Source organism: Saccharothrix ecbatanensis, assembly GCF_014205015.1.
Lineage (GTDB): Bacteria > Actinomycetota > Actinomycetes > Mycobacteriales > Pseudonocardiaceae > Actinosynnema > Actinosynnema ecbatanense.
In genome coordinates this window covers 9,406,793-9,424,928 of record NZ_JACHMO010000001.1, presented here as the reverse complement: position 1 = coordinate 9,424,928, position 18,136 = coordinate 9,406,793, and the positions used below count along the sequence as shown (strand labels likewise).

General features: G+C 71.1%; 13 protein-coding genes. 9 read left to right on the top strand and 4 right to left on the bottom strand.

Annotated elements, in window-relative coordinates:
* The first annotated feature begins 41 nt into the window (after positions 1 to 41).
* The 6 genes from F4560_RS42130 to F4560_RS42105 all read left to right on the top strand — a co-directional run bounded on the left by F4560_RS42130 (position 42) and on the right by F4560_RS42105 (position 10,754).
* Positions 42 to 983, top strand: coding sequence for a TIGR04222 domain-containing membrane protein (locus F4560_RS42130; RefSeq protein ID WP_184928592.1), 942 nt, complete (start codon positions 42 to 44; stop codon positions 981 to 983).
* The gene (locus F4560_RS42125) at positions 940 to 1,872 is read left to right on the top strand and encodes a TIGR04222 domain-containing membrane protein (RefSeq protein ID WP_184928591.1); all 933 of its coding nucleotides are present in this window, start codon (positions 940 to 942) and stop codon (positions 1,870 to 1,872) included. Before F4560_RS42130 ends, F4560_RS42125 begins: the two co-directional genes overlap by 44 nt.
* Before the next feature lie 239 nt (positions 1,873 to 2,111).
* Positions 2,112 to 2,909 (top strand): MbnB/TglH/ChrH family RiPP precursor modification enzyme, encoded by a 798-nt coding sequence (locus F4560_RS42120; protein ID WP_184928590.1) that lies wholly within the window; start codon positions 2,112 to 2,114, stop codon positions 2,907 to 2,909.
* Positions 2,906 to 3,250, top strand: coding sequence for an SCO6045 C-terminal-like domain-containing protein (locus F4560_RS42115; RefSeq protein ID WP_184928589.1), 345 nt, complete (start codon positions 2,906 to 2,908; stop codon positions 3,248 to 3,250). The genes F4560_RS42120 and F4560_RS42115 overlap by 4 nt, the downstream gene beginning before the upstream one ends.
* Positions 3,251 to 4,005: 755 nt before the next feature.
* Positions 4,006 to 7,257, top strand: coding sequence for a S8 family serine peptidase (locus F4560_RS42110; RefSeq protein WP_312869804.1), 3,252 nt, complete (start codon positions 4,006 to 4,008; stop codon positions 7,255 to 7,257).
* Between the two features lie 278 nt (positions 7,258 to 7,535).
* On the top strand, positions 7,536 to 10,754 hold the full coding sequence (locus tag F4560_RS42105; RefSeq protein ID WP_184928588.1) for a S8 family serine peptidase: 3,219 nt from the start codon (positions 7,536 to 7,538) through the stop codon (positions 10,752 to 10,754).
* A 40-nt stretch (positions 10,755 to 10,794) separates the two neighbouring features.
* Here the strand turns inward: F4560_RS42105 and hemQ are convergent, their stop codons facing one another.
* Genes hemQ through hemE form a run of 3 tightly spaced genes read right to left on the bottom strand, consistent with a single transcriptional unit; the run spans position 10,795 to position 14,004 of the window.
* On the bottom strand, positions 10,795 to 11,487 hold the full coding sequence (gene hemQ, locus F4560_RS42100; protein ID WP_184928587.1) for a hydrogen peroxide-dependent heme synthase: 693 nt from the start codon (positions 11,485 to 11,487) through the stop codon (positions 10,795 to 10,797).
* A 17-nt stretch (positions 11,488 to 11,504) separates the two neighbouring features.
* Positions 11,505 to 12,923: a protoporphyrinogen oxidase gene (hemG, locus tag F4560_RS42095; RefSeq protein WP_184928586.1), complete on the bottom strand. Its 1,419-nt coding sequence runs from the start codon at positions 12,921 to 12,923 to the stop codon at positions 11,505 to 11,507.
* A gap of 10 nt (positions 12,924 to 12,933) precedes the next feature.
* A complete protein-coding gene (gene hemE, locus F4560_RS42090) occupies positions 12,934 to 14,004 on the bottom strand; it encodes a uroporphyrinogen decarboxylase (RefSeq protein ID WP_184928585.1) in 1,071 nt (356 codons plus the stop codon).
* A gap of 96 nt (positions 14,005 to 14,100) precedes the next feature.
* Between hemE and F4560_RS42085 the strand changes: the two genes are divergently transcribed.
* On the top strand, positions 14,101 to 14,637 hold the full coding sequence (locus F4560_RS42085; RefSeq protein ID WP_184928584.1) for a DUF3000 domain-containing protein: 537 nt from the start codon (positions 14,101 to 14,103) through the stop codon (positions 14,635 to 14,637).
* A gap of 25 nt (positions 14,638 to 14,662) precedes the next feature.
* Here F4560_RS42085 and F4560_RS42080 read toward each other — a convergent pair whose 3' ends face one another.
* Positions 14,663 to 15,826 (bottom strand): dipeptidase, encoded by a 1,164-nt coding sequence (locus F4560_RS42080; protein ID WP_184928583.1) that lies wholly within the window; start codon positions 15,824 to 15,826, stop codon positions 14,663 to 14,665.
* 254 nt (positions 15,827 to 16,080) lie between these two features.
* Between F4560_RS42080 and F4560_RS42075 the strand changes: the two genes are divergently transcribed.
* Both F4560_RS42075 and F4560_RS42070 read left to right on the top strand, forming a co-directional pair.
* A complete protein-coding gene (locus F4560_RS42075) occupies positions 16,081 to 16,797 on the top strand; it encodes a response regulator (protein WP_015099292.1) in 717 nt (238 codons plus the stop codon).
* A 67-nt stretch (positions 16,798 to 16,864) separates the two neighbouring features.
* Positions 16,865 to 18,112: a ribonuclease D gene (locus F4560_RS42070; RefSeq protein WP_184928582.1), complete on the top strand. Its 1,248-nt coding sequence runs from the start codon at positions 16,865 to 16,867 to the stop codon at positions 18,110 to 18,112.
* Positions 18,113 to 18,136 lie beyond the last annotated feature (24 nt).

Genomic DNA, 18,136 nt, shown 5'->3' with positions numbered 1-18,136 from the left:
TCGGGACCGGTTCCGGGCCTGACGGCTCCTAGGGTGGCGCCATGACGTTCTCGTCGACGTTCCTGTGGTGGTACGGCCCGGCGCTCGTCGTCGCGGTGGTGGTGGGGCTGTGGTTGAAGCGGGTCACCGGCGCCGTGCCCGACCGGCCGTTGACGTTCGAGGAGATCGGTTACCTCGGCGGTGGGCCGGTGCGTGCGGTCGAGGTGGCGGTGTCGGGGTTGGTGGCCGAGAACCTGGCGAGGGTGTCGGGGGCGACGGTCGCGGCGGTGCCCGGTTCTGTTCCGGAACATCCGGTGACCGCGTTGCAGTCGGTCGTGCTGGCCAGGCTCGACCGGCCTCGGGATCTGGACGAGTTGGTGGTCGGTGTGGCCACCAGTGGACCGGCCCGGCATATCGGACAACGTCTGGTGGCCGGTGGTCTGCTGGTGGCGCCGCGTCGGCGTCTGGTACGGGCGGCGCTGGCCGTCGTCCCACTGCTCTTGCTCGCCGTGGTGGCTGTTTTCGCAAGTCAACCCGGTTGGCAGACAGCAACCGCACTGTCCGTAACCGCTGCGCTCGTGGTTTTGCTGCTGCTGGGTCCGCCGCCCGTCCTGACCAGGAGGGGCGCGCGGGCGTACGAGGAGGCCACCGCGGGCCTCGCCCCGGTCGACCCGGCCGAGGTGACCGCCCGTTACGGCCTGGCTCGCATGTCCGTTCCGCCGGCTCCCCCGTCACCGCCCGCTCCGCATAAGGGGTCGGCGCGGGCGGCGACGGGGGTGTTCGACGGCGAACGGGTGGAACCGATCGCACCTGCGGAAACGTCCCAGCATCCGCTTCCCCGGCGCAGGCGTGCCGTGGTCGTCGAACCGCAACGCTGGCAGCGCCGCAACGGGTTGTTGGTGGCCGGTGGGTGGTTCGCGGGTGGTTGGTTGGCCGCGCAGTGGTTGGAGGGTGATGACGGTGGCGAGTTCGTGGACTCCGACTTCGGCGGGTTCGACGCCTGACCCGTGGCAGGGTCAGGCCGGCCCGCCGCAAACCACCGGCCTGAGCCCGGAAGAGCAGGCCTTCCTGGTCGGCGGCCCAGGCCGGGCCGCCGAGGTCGCCGTCGTGTCACTGATCGAGGCCGGCGCCCTACGAATCTCCCGCGACGGCCTGGCCAGCCCCGTCCACTCCCGCACCCAGCCACGCACCCCGCTCCAGGCACGCGCCCTCAACTCCCTCTCCCGCCCGCTGGGCGACTTGATCACCGCGACCGCCGGCGGCCCCGAGACGAGCCAGCTCCGCCAGCACCTGATCGCCCGCGGCTTGGTGGTCTCGGCCGGACGCCGGCGCACAGCGCGAGGACTCCGGCTGCTGGTGATGCTGTCGACCGTGGCCGCGTTGATCGCCGCGATCGCGCTGGACCTGCCGTTCGCGGTGACCGGCGGAACGGTGGTGGGCGCGCTGGTGGTGTCGATCATGCTCACCCGCGCGGCGCGTCCGCTGACCGGCTCGGGACGGGCCGCAGTGCGCCACCTGCGGTTGGCCGCGGTGTCATCGGGCGCGGCAGCCGCGACAGGCAGGGCCGGGGCGAAGGGGCCGGGGCGTGTGGTGGGGGCGGCGGACCGGGTCGCGCTGGTGGCCTACTACGGGCTGCTGGGCCGGGTCGGGCGCCGGCACGTGTGGGATTTGCTGGGCATCGCGCCGGCAGCTGCGGCGACGCTTCGGCGGCGGTCGCAGGGGCAGGGGTCGACCGGTGGGGCTTCGTGCGGCGGTGGGTGTGGCAGTTGCTCCAGCAGCAGCTGTGGTGGTGGGTCCGGCTCGGACAGCGGGAGCAGTTCCAGCTCGGACAGCGGTGGGTCGTCGTGCGGTGGGGGTAGCAGCTGTGGTGGGGGTGGTGGTGGGGGCGACTGATCAGGCGAGGGTCTGGCGACTGATCAGGCGACTGGGCGGAGGGTGATTGGAGGGTGATTGGAGGGTGGTTGGACGGGGTGTTGGCGGACTGGTGTGGTTGCCGGGCTCCTTACTCTTTCAACGGAGTGGTGGTAACAGTGTTTCCGTACATATTTCGGTGATGATCACCCGAAAGTGTTGCCGGGGCAGGCAGTTCTGAAGATCAGAAGCACCGTAGCAGCGGGAAGGGCGGGTCGCTCGTGGAGAAGCTGGGTGTGGGTATCGGCTGGCGGCCGGAGATCGATCTCACCGTCGAACGGTTGCCCGGCGTCGACTTCGTGGAGGTCGTCGCCGAGAACCTGCACGCCTCCCACCTGCCCGAATCCGTCCTGCTCCTCCGCGAACGCGGCCTCCCGGTCCTCCCGCACGCAGTCTCACTCTCACTCGGCGGCGCGGAACCGGTCGACCACAAAAGAGTCGCGCACCTCGCCGCCCTCGCCGAAGCCCTCGACGCCCCACTCGTCAGCGACCACGTCTGCTTCGTGCGCGCCGGCGGGCTGGATTCCGGGCACCTCATGCCCCTCCCCCGCACCCGCGACGCGCTCGACGTCCTGGTCGCCAACGTCAAAGCCGCCCAGCAGGACCTCCCCGTCCCCCTCGCCCTCGAAAACGTCGCCGCGCTCCTCGAATGGCCCGACGGCGAGCTCACCGAAGGCCAGTTCCTCGCCGAACTGGTCGACCGCACCGACTGCCGCCTCCTGATCGACGTCGCCAACCTCTACGCCAACGCCCGCAACCTCGGCACCGACGTCTCCCGCTTCCTGGACGAAATCCCCCTCGAACGCCTCGCCTACGTCCACGTCGCCGGCGGCGAAGAGCACCAGGGCGTCTACCACGACACCCACGCCCACGCCGTCCGCCCCGAAGTGCTGGACGTGCTCGCCCAACTCCGCACCCGCGTCGACCCGCCCGGCGTCCTCCTCGAACGCGACGACCACTACCCCGCCGACGCCGAACTGGCCGGTGAACTGGCCGCGATCAGGGCAGTACTGGGATGACCCAACCCCAGCGCGACCGGTTGGCGGCGGCTCAGACCGAGCTGCTGCGGGCGTTGTTGGCCGACGGCGCGACGCCACCGGGGTTCGACGAAGACCGCGTGCGTATCGAGAAACGGGCGCTGCGCAACAAACGGCGAGGGATCGTGGAGATGGTGCGCCCCGACGTGGCCGACGAGTTGGGCGAACGCTTCCGGCCGCTGTTCGACGCCTACGCCGAGACGCACCCCAAGGAGGACGGCACGCGCTTCCGCGAGGACGCCGCCAGGTTCGCCGACTGGGCCGTCGCCCGTGGCGAGCTCAAGCCGCCGAAGAAGAAGCGTTGGTGGCAACGCTCGACCTGAGCACGCCAACCGACCGCGCCAACCGACCGCGCAACCAGAAAGCACCCGGCTTCCGTCCCGTTGACATGTGGAAGCGGACCTGGCCCTTGGGCGTCCTGTTACTCGCCACCGCGTGCGGCACGGCGAACGTCGGTGGAGGCACGACACCCTGCACTGACATCGGCACGCCCCTCGGCGTCAACGTGGACGTCGAACACCCCGGCGTCGTGTCCGGGACGATCGAGGTTTGCTGGGACGGCCGATGCGTGACCCCCGTACTGGAGCTGCACCCGTCAACCAGGGCCGTTGAGACGACGTGCACCGGCACCGCCCCCGACGACTCGTGCGGCGCGCGGATGGAGCCGACCGGAGGCGTGCAGGGTTTCGCACCCGTCCAGGACCTGCCCGCCAGGGAGGTCACAGCCGCCCTCCGGCTACTAGACCAATCCGGATCTTTGCTGGTGGACCGCCACATCCCCCTCCACCCCGAAATGGTCTACCCCAACGGTCCGGACTGCCCAGCCGGTGGTCCGCAGGCAGGTATCTCAGTTGATCCTCACGGCGCAGTATCCGAACGCTGAGTGAACGGCCGACTCCGCTGAATTGGTCAAGAACATACCGACCAATCAGCGGCTGTCCGCCTCCTCCGAAGCCTCTAGCGTCGGTGAGGTCAAGGGCAACGTCGCTCCCGGTACATCCGCTGCCGCGACCGCGGATCGCACGCCCTTCCGGCCGCGTTCCGCCATGCGCGGCACCTCACCGGGAGGTTCGAGAAAGTGAAGAGCAAACGTTGGCGCGGTATGACATGGGGAGCCGTGCTGGTCGCGGCAGGCCTCACCGCGAGCAGCCCAGGCGTGTCGGGAGCCGAGGACGTCCCGACCGCGACCAAGGCTGAGAAGGCGACCGCCGAGCAGGCCGATCACCACGAAGTCACGCTGATCACCGGCGACAAGGTCGTGCTCCTCGGTGACGAGGTCAGCACGCTGATCCCCGCCGCCGGACGAGAACGGACCGTGTTCCACAGCTACCGGCGTGACGGGCGCCTGCACGTCGTCCCGCGCGACGCGGCGAAAGCGGTCTCCCAAGGCCGGCTCGACCCGCGGCTGTTCGACGTCACGACCCTGATCGAGTACGGGTACGACGACGCGAAGCGCGACACCGTGCCGCTGATCGTGACCGGCGACGACCCACCGGCGACACCGGGTCTGCGCGTCGGTCTCCCCCTGCCCGCGGTCGGCTCGTACGCCGCGCAGGTGGTCAAGTCCCAGGCGACGGACACCTGGCACACGCTCGTGTCGAGGGCGAGCGTGCGCAAGGTGTGGCTGGACGGGTTGCGCCGGCCGAGCCTGGACCGGTCCACCGCGCAGATCGGCGCGCCGGCCGCGTGGCAGGCCGGGCACACCGGCAAGGGCGTGAAGGTCGCCGTGCTGGACACCGGCATCGACCAGGACCACCCGGACCTGGCCGGTCACGAGGTCGCGGAGCGGAACTTCACCGACGCGCCGGACAACGCGGACGGCGTCGGCCACGGCACGCACGTCGCCGCGACGATCGCGGGTTCGGGCGCGAAGTACAAGGGCGTCGCGCCGGACGCGGACCTGTTGGACGCCAAGGTGTGCGTGATGGAGGGCTGCACGGAGTCGGCGATCGTGGCGGCCATGCAGTGGGCCGTCGAGCAGGGCGCGGACATCGTCAACCTGAGCCTGGGCGGCGGTGACACGGCCGAGATGGACCCGTTGGAGGAGGCCGTCAACACGCTGTCCGCGCAGACCGGCGTGCTGTTCGTGGTCGCGGCGGGCAACAACGGCCGTCCGGAGACGATCAGCTCGCCTGGCAGCGCGGACGCGGCGTTGACGGTGGGTGCGGTGGACCGGCAGGACGGTATCGCGCCGTTCTCCAGCCGTGGGCCGCGTGTCGGCGACGGCGCGGTGAAGCCGGACATCACCGCGCCGGGCGTGGACATCGTGGCCGCGAAGTCGAGCACTGGTTCGATCGGCACGCCGGTCGGCGACGGTCACGTGTCCATGTCGGGCACGTCGATGGCGACCCCGCACGTGGCGGGCGCGGCGGCGTTGATCGCGCAGCAGCACCCGGACTGGTCTGGCGCGCAGATCAAGGCGGCGCTGGTGGCGTCGGCGAAGAACAACCCGGTGCTGACCGCGTTCGACCAGGGTTCGGGCCGGGTGGACGTGGCCAACGCGCTCAAGGTCGCGGTCACGGCGGAGCCGGCGAGCCTGGCAATGGGTTTGCAGAAGTGGCCGCACAACGACGACGTGCCGGTGACGAAGACGGTCACCTATCGCAACGGTGGCACGGCGCCGGTCACGTTGACGCTGACCACCGAGGTGAAGGGTCCGGGCGGCGCGGCCGTGCCCGCGGGTCTGATCAGCGTGTCACCGGAGAAGGTGACCGTTCCGGCGGGCGGTGAGGCAGCAGCCACGGTCACCGCGGACACCCGGCTCGGCTCGGCGGACGGCCTGTACGTCGGGTCGGTGGTGGCGACCGGCGGGGTGACGCCGCTGCGCACCGCGCTCAGCGTGAACCGGGAGGTGGAGAGCTACGACGTGGCGTTCAGCTTCCTGGACGACAAGGGCGTGCCGTCGGTCGACTACTACACGTCGATCATCGGGCTGAGCAACGACACGTTCGCCTTCCCCTACGACGCGGACGGCTCGTTCACGTTGCGGCTGCCCAAGGGCGACTACTTCACCAACTCCGACGTGCAGACGGACGACACCCGGCTGGCGCTGCTGCCCCGGCCCGGCCTGTCCGTCACGGCGAACACCTCTGTGGTGCTCGACGCCCGCACCGCGAAGCCGTTGAAGATCACCGCGCCGGATCCGGCGGCGGCGGAGGCGTTGGGCGACGTCACGATGGTGCGCCGCCACGGTGACCGGACGGCCAGCGTGAGCACCGCGTTCCTCGGCGGGTTCGGTCCGAACGTGTCCATCGCGCACTCGGGTCCGCAACTGCCCGCCGGTGACGTGACCGGCTTGCTGGGCGCGCAGTTCCGCGGCACGCCGGACGGCGACAAGCCGGTGACGTACCGATTCGCGTGGTCGATGGAAGGCAGCATGCCGACAGGGTTCACGCGCGCGCCGGCCGCGGCGGACCTGGCCGAAGTGCGCACGAAGTTCGGTCCCGGACCGACGGGCCGCGAGTACGGCCACGGCGGCAACCCGATCACCGCGGGCGGTGTCGGCGGCTGGGCTTGGCTGCCGGACGTGGCGGCGCCGGGTGAGGCGGTCAGCCGGATCACCACGGATCTGGCTTGGTCGTGGGGTTTCATCCAGTTCGGCGCGGACGGCGCGGTGGAGGCGACGCTGACGTCACCGGAGCGCACCTACCAGCGGGGTGGGGCGAGCGAGGAGCGGTTCAACGATCCGGTGTTCTCCCCCGCGCTGCCCGTGTCGCGGTCGCCTTACTTGTCGCGCAACGGTGACCGGATCAGCTTCGCGCTGCCGCTGTTCACCGACCGTGCGGGCAACGGCGGCAACGCGGCGGTGTCGTCGGCGCGGACCACGTTGTTGCGCAACGGTGTCAGGGTCGGTGAGACGGCGTACGCGGCGAACGGGCTGTTCGAGGTGCCGGCGGGCACGGCGGCGTACCGGCTGGAGACGGACGCGGTGCGGTCGACCGGCACGTCGGAGTTCGCCACGAAGGTGAGCGCCGCGTGGACGTTCAACTCCACCACGACGGCAAGCGACGCGTACGTGCCGCTGCCGTTGTCGGTGGTCCGGTTCACGCCGGAGTTGGACGTGGCGGGTGCGGCCCCGAGGGGTCAGTCGCTGCGCGTGCCGCTGACCGTGCAGCAGCAGGCGGGCGCGACCAACGGCCGGGTGGACCGGATCGACGTCGAGGTGTCGTTCAACGACGGCACGACGTGGACCCCGGTGACCGTGTCCGCGGGCGTGGCCACGATCGCCAACCCGAACGCGGCGGGGTACGGGTCGCTGCGGGTGAAGGCGACCGACAGCAATGGGAACGCCTTGGAGCACACCGTGATCCGGGCATACAAGATCGCCTGATGCGGAATCCCGGAAATCGCTGGAACCCCTGACGAGAGGGGGCATTCACTCACATGGATGCCCCCTCTCGCCCGACACCGCGACTTTGAGTGATCAATAGCTGGGCTGATCGAGTGGCGGACTACCCACGAAAAGACGCTGAACTCACCATTGCGGGTGGATAGCGTCGAAGTCGTTGGGGGGCTTCGACTGTTCCGGCAATTCCCGCCGCCTTGGGTCAGCGGCGCCTTCCGGCTGCGCGTTTTTCCACCGCGCACAACAGATCCGGGAGGATATCTGTGTTGACCGCTAGATCACGACGAGTCGCCGCGGCCGTGCTGGCCGCCGCCGGGCTCGTCACCACCACTGCCACCGGAGTGGCCGGCGCGACACCGGAACCGGCGCACCGCGACACCCCCGGCACGACCGTGACCCTCATCACGGGTGACCGGGTCGTGCTCCACGGCTCGGCGTTCACCTCGGTCGTTCCCGGCCCCGGCCGCGAACGGATCGGCTTCCACAAGTACAACCGCGACGGACGGCTGCACGTCGTCCCGCGTGACGCGACCCGGGCGCTCGGGAACGGCAGGCTCGACCCGCGGTTGTTCGACGTGACCGGGCTCGTGGAGGCGGGCTACGACGACGCGAAGCGGGACACCATGCCGCTGATCATCACCGGCCGGCCGCCGACCGGCGTCCACGTCACCCGAGCCCTGCCCGCGGTCGGCGCCGTGGCGACGCGAACCGCGAAAGCCGACGCGGCCACGACGTTCCGGTCCCTGGTGGACGATCCTGGCGTCGAGAAGATCTGGCTCGACGGCGTGCGCCACCCCGACCTCGACCGCTCCACCGCCCAGATCGGCGCGCCCGCGGCCTGGCAGGCCGGGTTCACCGGCGCTGGTGTGAAGGTCGCCGTCCTCGACACGGGCGTCGACCAGGGGCACGCCGACCTCGCCGGCAAGGAGGTCGCGGAGCGGAACTTCACCGACGAACCCGACACCGCCGACCTGGTCGGCCACGGCACGCACGTCGCCGCCACCATCGCCAGTGCGGGCGGGAAGTACAAGGGCGTCGCACCGGGTGCGGAGATCCTCGACGGCAAGGTGTGCGGCGCTTACGGCTGCGCGGAATCCTGGATCCTGGGCGGCATGCAGTGGGCCGTCGACCAGGGCGCCGACGTGGTCAACCTCAGCCTCGGCGGTGAGGACACCCCCGGCGTCGACCCGCTCGAAGAGGCCGTGAACACGCTGTCCGCGCAGACCGGCGCGCTGTTCGTGATCGCGGCCGGCAACTCCGGCCGGGGCGGCACGATCGGCTCACCCGGCAGCGCCGACGCCGCGCTCACCGTCGGCGCGGTGGACCGCGAGGACGGCATCGCGCCGTTCTCCAGCCGGGGTCCGCGGGCCGGCGACGGCGCGGTCAAGCCCGACATCACCGCGCCGGGCGTGGACGTCGTCGCGGCCAAGTCCTCCACCGGCCGGATCGGCACCCCGGTCGACGAGGACCACGTGTCCATGTCCGGCACTTCGATGGCCACCCCGCACGTCGCGGGCGCGGCGGCGCTCATCGCCCAGCAGCACCCCGACTGGACCGGCGCGCGGATCAAGGCGACGCTCATGGCCTCGGCGAAGGACAACCCGGCGCTGACGGCGTTCGACCAGGGCGCCGGCCGCGTGGACCTCACCGAAGCCCTCACCACCACGGTGACATCCGAGCCCACCAGCCTCGCCATGGGTTTCCAGCAGTGGCCGCACGGCGACGACACCCCGATCACCAAGGAACTGACGTACCGCAACAGCGGCGCGGCCCCGGTCACGTTCCCCGTCTCGGTCGAGGCCAAGGGTCCGCGCGGCGAGCCCGCGCCCGCCGGCCTGTTCACCGTCACCCCGGCGACGGTCACCGTCCCGGCGGGTGGTGAGGCGACGGTGTCCGTCACCGCCGACACCAGGGTCGGCACGGCCGAGGGCGCGTTCTCCGGCGCTGTCATCGCGGGCGAAGTCCTGCGCACGCCCGTCAGCGTCGACCGCGAGGTGGAGAGCTACGACGTCACCACGACGTTCGTCGACGCGAACGGCCAAGCGCCGGCGGGCTACAGCGGCGTCGTGATGGGCATGGACAACGGCGTGTTCAAGTCCCTGTCCGGCACCGACAACACCCTCACCACCCGCCTGCCCAAGGGTGACTACGTGGTGGCCGCGGACGTGACGACCGGTGACCCGCAGGACGGCCCGATCGCCGTGCTGTTCCAGCCGTCCCTGTCGGTCACCGGGAACACGTCGATCACCTTCGACGCCCGGACCGCCAAGCCGGTCAGGATCACCGCACCCGATCCGGACCCGACACCGGGGCTCTCCGAACTCAGCCTCACCCGCGCCTACCACGACACGCGGTACGGGCTCGGCATGCTGTTCTTCGAGGGATTCCCCGACAACCTGACGCTCGGCGGCGTCGGCCCGGCGCTGCCGGACGACCAAGCCCACTTCATGATGTCGACCCAGATGACCGGCAGGCCGGTCGGCACGACCGTGGTCCGCTACCGGTTCGCGTGGCTCGAACACGGCCAGGTGCCGACCGGTTTCGTGCGCACGCCCTCCCGGCGTGACCTGGCCGAGGTGCGGACGACGTTCGGACCCACGCCGGCCGGGCACGAGGTCAGGCACGGCGGCTTGCCCATCGCACCCGACGGCTCCAGCCCGATGGGCACGCTGTACCCCGTGCCCGCGGGCGGCGACGCGGTCGACTACCTCACCGGCGACGGCTTCCGGTGGCACTGGCTGATGTCGCAGTCGGACCCCGCTGCCGGTCCCGTGGCCGACTTCTCGATCGAGGGGCGCACCTACCGCGACGGCCGCACGCACGAGGAGCGGTTCAACTTCCCGGTGTTCGGCCCTGGCCTGCCTCCATCGCGCTACGACTACCTCGCCCGACTCGGCGACGACATCACCGTGCATGTGCCGCTGGTCAACGATGCCGCGAACAACTCCGGCTGGACCTCCATCGACTCCGCCCGCACGACCCTCTACCGCGACGGGCAGAAGGTCGGCGAGATCGCGTATCCAGGTGGGGAGTTCACCGTGCCGCCGGGCCCGGCCGGTTTCCGGGCCGAGGTGGACCTCGTCCGGGCGCCGGGAGTCTCCGACTTCAGCACCCGCGTCACCGGCGCGTGGACGTTCCGCTCCGACACCGTGGCCGGTGGGCAGAGCCGCAAACTGCCGCTGTCGGTGGTGCGGTTCGCGCCCAAGCTCGACGGCAACGGCGGCACGCCCGCGGGCCGGGTGCTGCGCATCCCGCTGACCGTGGAACAGCAGCAGGGCGCGGACAACGGCCAGGTGCGCAGGGTCAAGGTCGACGTGTCGTTCGACGACGGCAAGACGTGGTCCGAGGTCCCGGTGGTCGGCGGCACGGCACTCGTGCGCAACGACCGGGCGGGCTTCGCTTCCTTGCGGGCCAAGGGCTCCGACAGCAAGGGCAACACGTTCGAGCACTCGGTGATCAGGGCCTACCGGATCACCGGCTAGCCGCTGCGGAGGGGCGTCCACGTCGGACGCCCCTCCCCCACTACGGCAGGTTCGTGACCAGTTCGGAGGCCGGCACGCGGGTGCCCGTGTAGAACGGGATCTCCTCGCGCACGTGCCGCCGCGCTTCGGTGTTCCGCAGGTGCCGCATCAGGTCCACGATGCGGTGCAGCTCGTCGGCCTCGAACGCCAGCATCCACTCGTAGTCGCCGAGCGCGAACGACGCCACGGTGTTCGCCCGCACGTCCGGGTAGTCCCGCGCCTCCTTGCCGTGGTCGGCGAGCATGCGGCGGCGGTCCTCCTCGGGCAGCAGGTACCACTCGTAGGACCGCACGAACGGGTACACGCAGACGTACTTGCGGGGGTCCTCGCCCGCCAGGAACGCCGGGATGTGGCTGCGGTTGAACTCGGCGGGCCGGTGCAGCGCGACCTGGCTCCACACCGGGGTGGACGCGCGGCCGACGGCGGTGCGGCGGAACCCGCTGTACGCGTGCTGGACCTGCTCGATCTCCTCGGAGTGCCACCAGATCATGTAGTCCGCGTCCGCCCGCAGGCCCGCCACGTCGTACACACCGCGCACCACGACGCCCTTGGACTCCAGGCCGTCCAGGTACTCCTGCGCCTCGGACGCGGCCGGGCCGCGGTCGTCGGGCAGGCGACCGGGCTCCACCCGGAAGACCGACCACATGGTGTAGCGGATGGTGTCGTTGAGCTCGTTGAAGTTCAGGCGGGCCATGCGGTCAATCCTCTCACTCAGCGAACGCGGCTGAGCACGTGAGCGGCGACACGGGCCGCCGCGGCGTCCGCCGTCGCGATGCACGCGGGGATGCCGACGCCGTGCAGCGTCGCGCCCGCCACGGCCAGACCGGGCACGTCCGCGACCGCGTCCTCGATGCCCTTGACCAGGTCGAGGTGGCCCACGCCGTACTGCGGCAGGCCGCCGCCCCAGCGCGTCACGACGGTGTCGATGGGCTCGGCCGTGATCCCGGTCAACTGGTGCAAGTCGTGCCGGACCGCTGCGACCAGGTCTTCGTCGTCGCGCTGCAACAGGTACGTCTCGCCGTGCCGTCCGACGCTGCCGCGCACGAGCACCGGTTCCCCGGCCAGGTGCGCCCACTTGCGGCTGGAGAAGGTGAACGCCTTCGCGGTGAACGGGACGCCGTCCGCCGCCTTCTCACCCTCCGCCAGCAGCACGCCGGAACGGTCGGGCAGCTCGGTCCCGGGCGGCAGCGCGAGCGCCACCAGCGCCATCGACGCCAGCTCCACCTCGGCGTAGCGGCGGGACGCGGCGGGCACGACGTCGGCGAGCAGTTTGCGGGACGCGGGCGCGGGCACCGCGAGCACCACGCCGTCCACGTCCAGGTGCCGTGGCGCGGCGGCGGAGCCGATCTCCAGCCGCCAGTCCTGCCCCCGGCGGATCAGGGCGCGCACCGGCAGGCCGAGCCTGATGTCCGGCCTCGACACCTCGGCGAGGCGTGTCACCAGCGTCGACAGGCCGTCGCGGAGCGTGCCGAAGACCGGCGGTCGGGTGGCCCTCGGTTGGGGCGGAGCGGGCATCACGGTCGCGGCGGCGGCCATCAGCGAGCCGACGCCCGAGTCGAGCGCGCAGGCCAGTTGCGGCATGGTCGCGCGCAGGCCGAGGACGTCCGTGCGGCCCGCGTACACGCCGCCCAGCAGCGGCCCCACCAGGCGTTGTCCCACCTCGGGGCCGAAGCGTTCGGTCAGCAGCGCGCCCACCGCGACGTCCGCGCCGTCCAGCCGGATCGGTGGCAGGTCGGGTTCGGCGGCGACCCGGCGCAGGCCTTCGCCGGACAGCACCTGGCGCACGGCTTCCACCGATGCGGGGACGCCCATCAGGGTGTGCGAGGGGATGGGCCGGGTGTCGCCGTCGGCGTGGATGCTCGACGACGCCTTCGTCGGGTGCGCGACCTGGTCGGCCAGGCCGACCTCGGCGATCAGGTCGGCGGCCTCGGGACGGCGGTGCAGGAACGCTTCCGCGCCCACGTCGTAGGCACGTCCGGCGACCTCGACCGTGCGCAGCTTGCCGCCCAGCCGCTCGGCCTGCTCGAACACGGTGATCTCGGCGGACGGGCCGAGGAGTTGACGCAGCCGGTGCGCGGCGGCCAGGCCGGAGATCCCGCCCCCGACCACCGCGACTCGCAGCGCTCTCATCGTGGTGCCGTCATCCCTGCCGGTGCACCAGCTCGACGGCCCGGGTGATCATGTCCGGATCGGTGTCGGGCAGCACGCCGTGACCGAGGTTGAAGATGTGGCCGGCGGCGGCCTCGCCCTCGCGCTTGATCCGGGCGACCTCGCGTTCCAACGCGGGCACTCCCGCGAACAGCAGCGCCGGGTCGAGGTTGCCCTGCACCACCGGTTTCGGCAGGTGGGGCGCGGCGTTCTCGAGTCGTTGGACGGCGACGTCCAGCGGCGTGCGCCAGTCGACGCCCACCACGTCCGCGCCGGCCTCGCGCATCGCGGGCAGCAGCTCGCCCGTGCCGACGCCGAAGTGGATGCGCGGCACGCCCGTGATGCCGCTGAGCACCCTGGTCGAGTGCGGCAGCACGAACTCGCGGTAGTCGCGCTCGGACAGCGCGCCGGCCCAGGAGTCGAACAGCTGCACCGCCTTCACGCCCGCCTGGACCTGCACGCGCAGGAATTCGGCGGTGATGTCGGCCAGTCGGCCGAGCAGGGCGTGCCACAGGTCGGGGTTGCCGTGCATAAGCGCCTTGGTGCGCTCGTGGTGCTTGCTCGGGCCGCCTTCGACCAGGTAGGAGGCGAGGGTGAACGGCGCGCCGGCGAAGCCGATCAGCGGCACGTCACCGAGCTCCTTGTTCAGCAGGCCGATCGCGTCCACCACCGGCTGCACCTGCTCCTCGTGCAGCTCGGGGATGGCCTTGACGTCGGCTTCCGTGGCGATCGGGTTGGCCACGACCGGCCCGGTGCCGGGCACGATGTCCAGGTCGACACCGGCGGCCTTGAGCGGCACGACGATGTCGGAGAACAGGATCGCGGCGTCCACGTCGTGGCGGCGGACGGGCTGCATGGTGATCTCGCAGACCATGTCCGGATCCATGCAGGCGTCCAGCATCGCGGTGCCTTCGCGCAGTTTGCGGTACTCCGGGAGGGAGCGGCCCGCCTGGCGCATGAACCAGACCGGGGTGCGCGACGGCCGGCCGCCGCGCGCCGCGACCAGCAGCGGCGCTTCTGCTTCTGTTCCGGCTTGGGCTTCGGCTTCGGTGATGTCGTTCATCTCGTTTCCCATCGTCCCACGCGTTGGACGAGCGGCGTCGTGAGGTCCGGCGTGCCGCGCTCACGTTCCGAGGTTTAGGGGCCTACAGTCCGTGGTGTGACGGAGCCCGAACTGTTCCAGCGGGCGGTGGCGACGCTCCGGTCGGTGCGAACCCGACCCGAACTGGAGTTGACCGAGGTGCGCCCGCCGCAGCGGCTTGCGCCTTGGTCCTTCGCGTTGACCGCGGAGGTGACCGGGCCCGCCGACGAGTTGTCCACCGGACGGCTGGTGCTGCTGCACGATCCCGAGGGGGTCGAGGCCTGGTCCGGCGTGTTCCGACTGGTGGCGTACGTGCGGGTGGAGTTGGACGCGGAACTGGCCGCCGACCCGCTGCTGCCCGAGGTCGGCTGGTCGTGGCTGGTGGAGGCACTGGAAGTGTCCGGGGCCGCGTTCCTGGCGCTGGGGGGCACTGTCACCCAGACGTCGTCGGCCCGCTTCGGCGACATCGCCGGCCCGGCGCGCACGGACGACCTGGAACTACGCGCCTCATGGACCGCCGAGACCGCCGAACTGGCCACCCACGGCACCGCGTTCTTCGACGTCATGGCCACCGCCGTAGGCCTCCCTCCGGTAGGCGTGACCACCCTCCGCTGACCCGCGGTTATCCATCAGCCACGACTCAGTCGTTGGCGCGGAGGACGCGGAGGACGTTGCGGCCGGCGAGCTTGGCGCAGTCGTCCTCGCTCCAACCCCGGTCCAGCAGCGCCCCGATCAGGCTCGGGTAGCAGGACACGTCCTCCATCCCCTCCGGCAGGCTCCGCGTCCCGTCGTAGTCCCCACCCAGCCCGATGTGGTCGATCCCGGCCACCTCACGCGCGTGCTCCAGGTGCTCGACCACGTCGTCCATCGTCACGCGAGGGGTCGGGCCGGCGTCCGGCCACGAGTCGGCGAACCGGTGCCGCGCGTCCAGGTCGTTGTGGCTCTCCCCCGCCGCGTCCATCGCGGATTTGAGCCGGGCATCCCACTCCACGTACGGCTGGGACACGAACTGCGGCACGAACGTCACCATGCACACGCCGTCGTTGTCCCTGAGCCGTCCCAGCACGTCGTCCGGCACGTTGCGCGGGTGGTCGGCGACCGCCCGGCACGACGAGTGGCTGAACACGACCGGCCGGGACGACACGTCCAGCGCGTCCCGCATCGTCGACGGCGCCACGTGCGACAGGTCGACCAGCATCCCGATCCGGTTCATCTCGCGCACCACGTCCCGACCGAAGTCGGACAGCCCGCCGTGCACCGGCTCGTCCGTCGCCGAATCGGCCCACTCGGTGTTCTCATTGTGAGTAAGGGTCATGTACCGCACGCCCAGCCGCCGCAGCGCGCGCAGCACGTCCAACGAGCCGTTGATGCTGTGTCCGCCCTCCGCCCCGATCAGCGACGCTATCCGCCCGTCCCGGAACGCCCGTTCGGCCTCGTCCGCCGTGGTCGCGATCGCCAAGTGCTCCGGGTACCGCGCGGCGAGGTCGTGGACCAACTCCACTTGCTCCAGGACGGCGGTGACGGCTGCGTCGCCCGCCAGTCGGCAGGGGACCCAGACGGACCAGAACTGCATCCCCAACCGGCCGTCGCGCGCCCGTACCAGATCGGTCTGCAACGCCGGCTGCCGCGTCGTCAGGTCGATGACGGAGACGGCGGCGGCCAGGTCACCCGGTGTTGACTTTTCACCGATTTGCCCCTCGGTGACCAGATCCCGTAGCGCCCAGGGCAGGTCGTTGTGCCCGTCGACCAGGGGCACTCGGGCCAGCAGTTCCTCGGCTCGGGCTCGACCTGTGGTGCTCGCCACCCGCAACTCCTAGATGTCGTCGTGAGAACCGCTCGCGTTACCCGCCCTATCGAGTTGTCAGCCGATCGTGTGACAACAGGAGCGATCAGTGACAACTCATTCGGGATAGATACCCGATTGATCGTCCCGTAGACCCGCTTGGGCGGCTACGCTGCCCCAGACGACACCACTTTCGGTCGATCAGTGGCGCGGCTGATTGGACGAAAGTCCCGGTGCCGGTCGGGGGGCACGACCGACTCCAGGGAGGTAGTGACGTGGCTGCCGTCGGCTTAGGTCAGGCCGTTCGTACCACGCCAGCCGGCTCGTTGCCGGCGAACATGGTCCCGCATCCGCGGGAGGAGCTTTTTTCAGTGCTGGTGGTCGACGACCACCCACTGCTGAGGGAGGCGATATCGGCTCGGCTCACCCAGATGGGAGCCGGGACAGTGCATGAGGCGGCTTCGGTCGCGGAGGCTCGGGCGCGGGCACTCGCGACAGGACCGTGCGACCTCGCGATCCTCGATCTGGGTCTGCCGGATGGCACCGGCATCGACCTGGTCACGGAACTCCGTGCCCAGGGCTGGCCCCGCATCGTGGTGCTCGCGTCCTCCGACGACCCCTATGCGGTCAGGTCGGCCTTCCAGGCGGGCGCTCAGGCGTACCTGCTGAAGTCCGCCTCTCCGATGGTGGTCACCGACGGGGTGCGCAGGGTGCTCGATGGTGGCGTTTACGCAGATCCGAGCGTTGCGCCCGTGCTTGCTGCGGGCACGAGGGTGCCGGGCACCGACAACACGCCGCGGGAACTGTCCGCGCGTGAGGTCGAGGTCCTCCAGCTGGTCGCCGATGGCCAGAGCAACAAGGAAATCGGCGAAGCGCTCAGCCTTTCCGCGCTGACGGTGAAGTCTCACCTGTCGCGGATCGGGCGCAAGCTGGGCACCGGGGATCGGGCTCAGATGGTGGCGCTGGCCATGCGTGCCGGCGTGATCCGCTGAGCAGGTCGGCACACTGAACCGGCCGAACACACCCGCGAGTGGTGCGTTCGTCGTAGGGTCTTCCGCCGTGGACGTACCCTCCGACGAGCCAACCGAACCAACCGGTGCTGATCCGGTGCCGCTGGTGGAACCCGCTGACGGCGTTCCGCCTGTCGTCGCCGACGCACCGTCGCTCCGGCGTGCCGCTGATGCGCTCGCCGGAGCGACGGGTCCGGTTGCGGTGGACACCGAGCGAGCCTCGGGATACCGCTACTCGCAACGGGCCTACCTGGTGCAATTGCGCCGGGCGGGCGCCGGGACCGTGCTGGTCGATCCGATCGCCCTTGGCGGCCGGATAGACCCGCTGGTCGAGGCGCTGGACGGGACCGAGTGGGTGCTGCACGCGGCGTCGCAAGACCTGCCGTGCCTCGCCGAACTCGGGCTTCGTCCGAGCGTGTTGTTCGACACCGAGCTGGCGGGCAGGCTGGCCGGGTTCGAACGGGTGGCGCTGGGAACGCTCGTCGAGCGGCTTTTGGGCTACCGGTTGGAGAAGGGGCACGGTGCGGCCGACTGGTCGCGCCGCCCCCTTCCCGCCGACTGGCTCAACTACGCCGCCCTCGACGTGGAACTGCTGGTCGAGCTGCGTGACGTGCTCGAACAGGAGCTGAAGCGGCAGGGGAAGCTGGAGTGGGCGCTCGAAGAATTCGAGGCCGCCCGCCTGGCGCCCCTGCCGCGTCCACGTGTGGAGCCTTGGCGCCGCACGTCGGGCATCCACCGGATCCGCAACCCCCGGCAGCTGGCCGCGGTGCGGGCGCTGTGGGAGGCCCGGGACGCGCTGGCCCGTGAACGCGACATCGCGCCGGGCCGGGTGCTGCCGGACGCGGCGCTCGTCGACGCGGCCGTGCGTGCTCCGGCGGACGAGGCGACGCTGTCGGCGTTGCCGGTGTTCCGGGGTCGGGCGCAACGGCGCATGGTCGGCGTGTGGCTCGGTGCGTTGCAACGCGCCGCGGCACTGCCCAAGTCCGAGCTTCCGGAGCCCTCACAGCAGCATGACGGTCCTCCGCCCGCCAACCGGTGGGCCGACAAGGACCCGGCCGCCGCGGCCCGTCTGGCGGCCGCACGGACGGCGTTGACGGCGGTAGCCGAGGCGAACACCCTGCCGGTCGAGAACCTGCTGTTGCCTGACCTCGTGCGCCGCACGTGCTGGCAGCCGCCGGAGGACGTCTCGCCCGAGGGCGTGGCCGCGACCTTGCGAGCCGGCGGCGCCCGCAACTGGCAGATCACCCTCACCGCCGACGTCCTGTCAAAGGCCCTAACCCCAGCCCCAGAGCCCTAACCCCCGCGCGAGTCGAACGCTCAG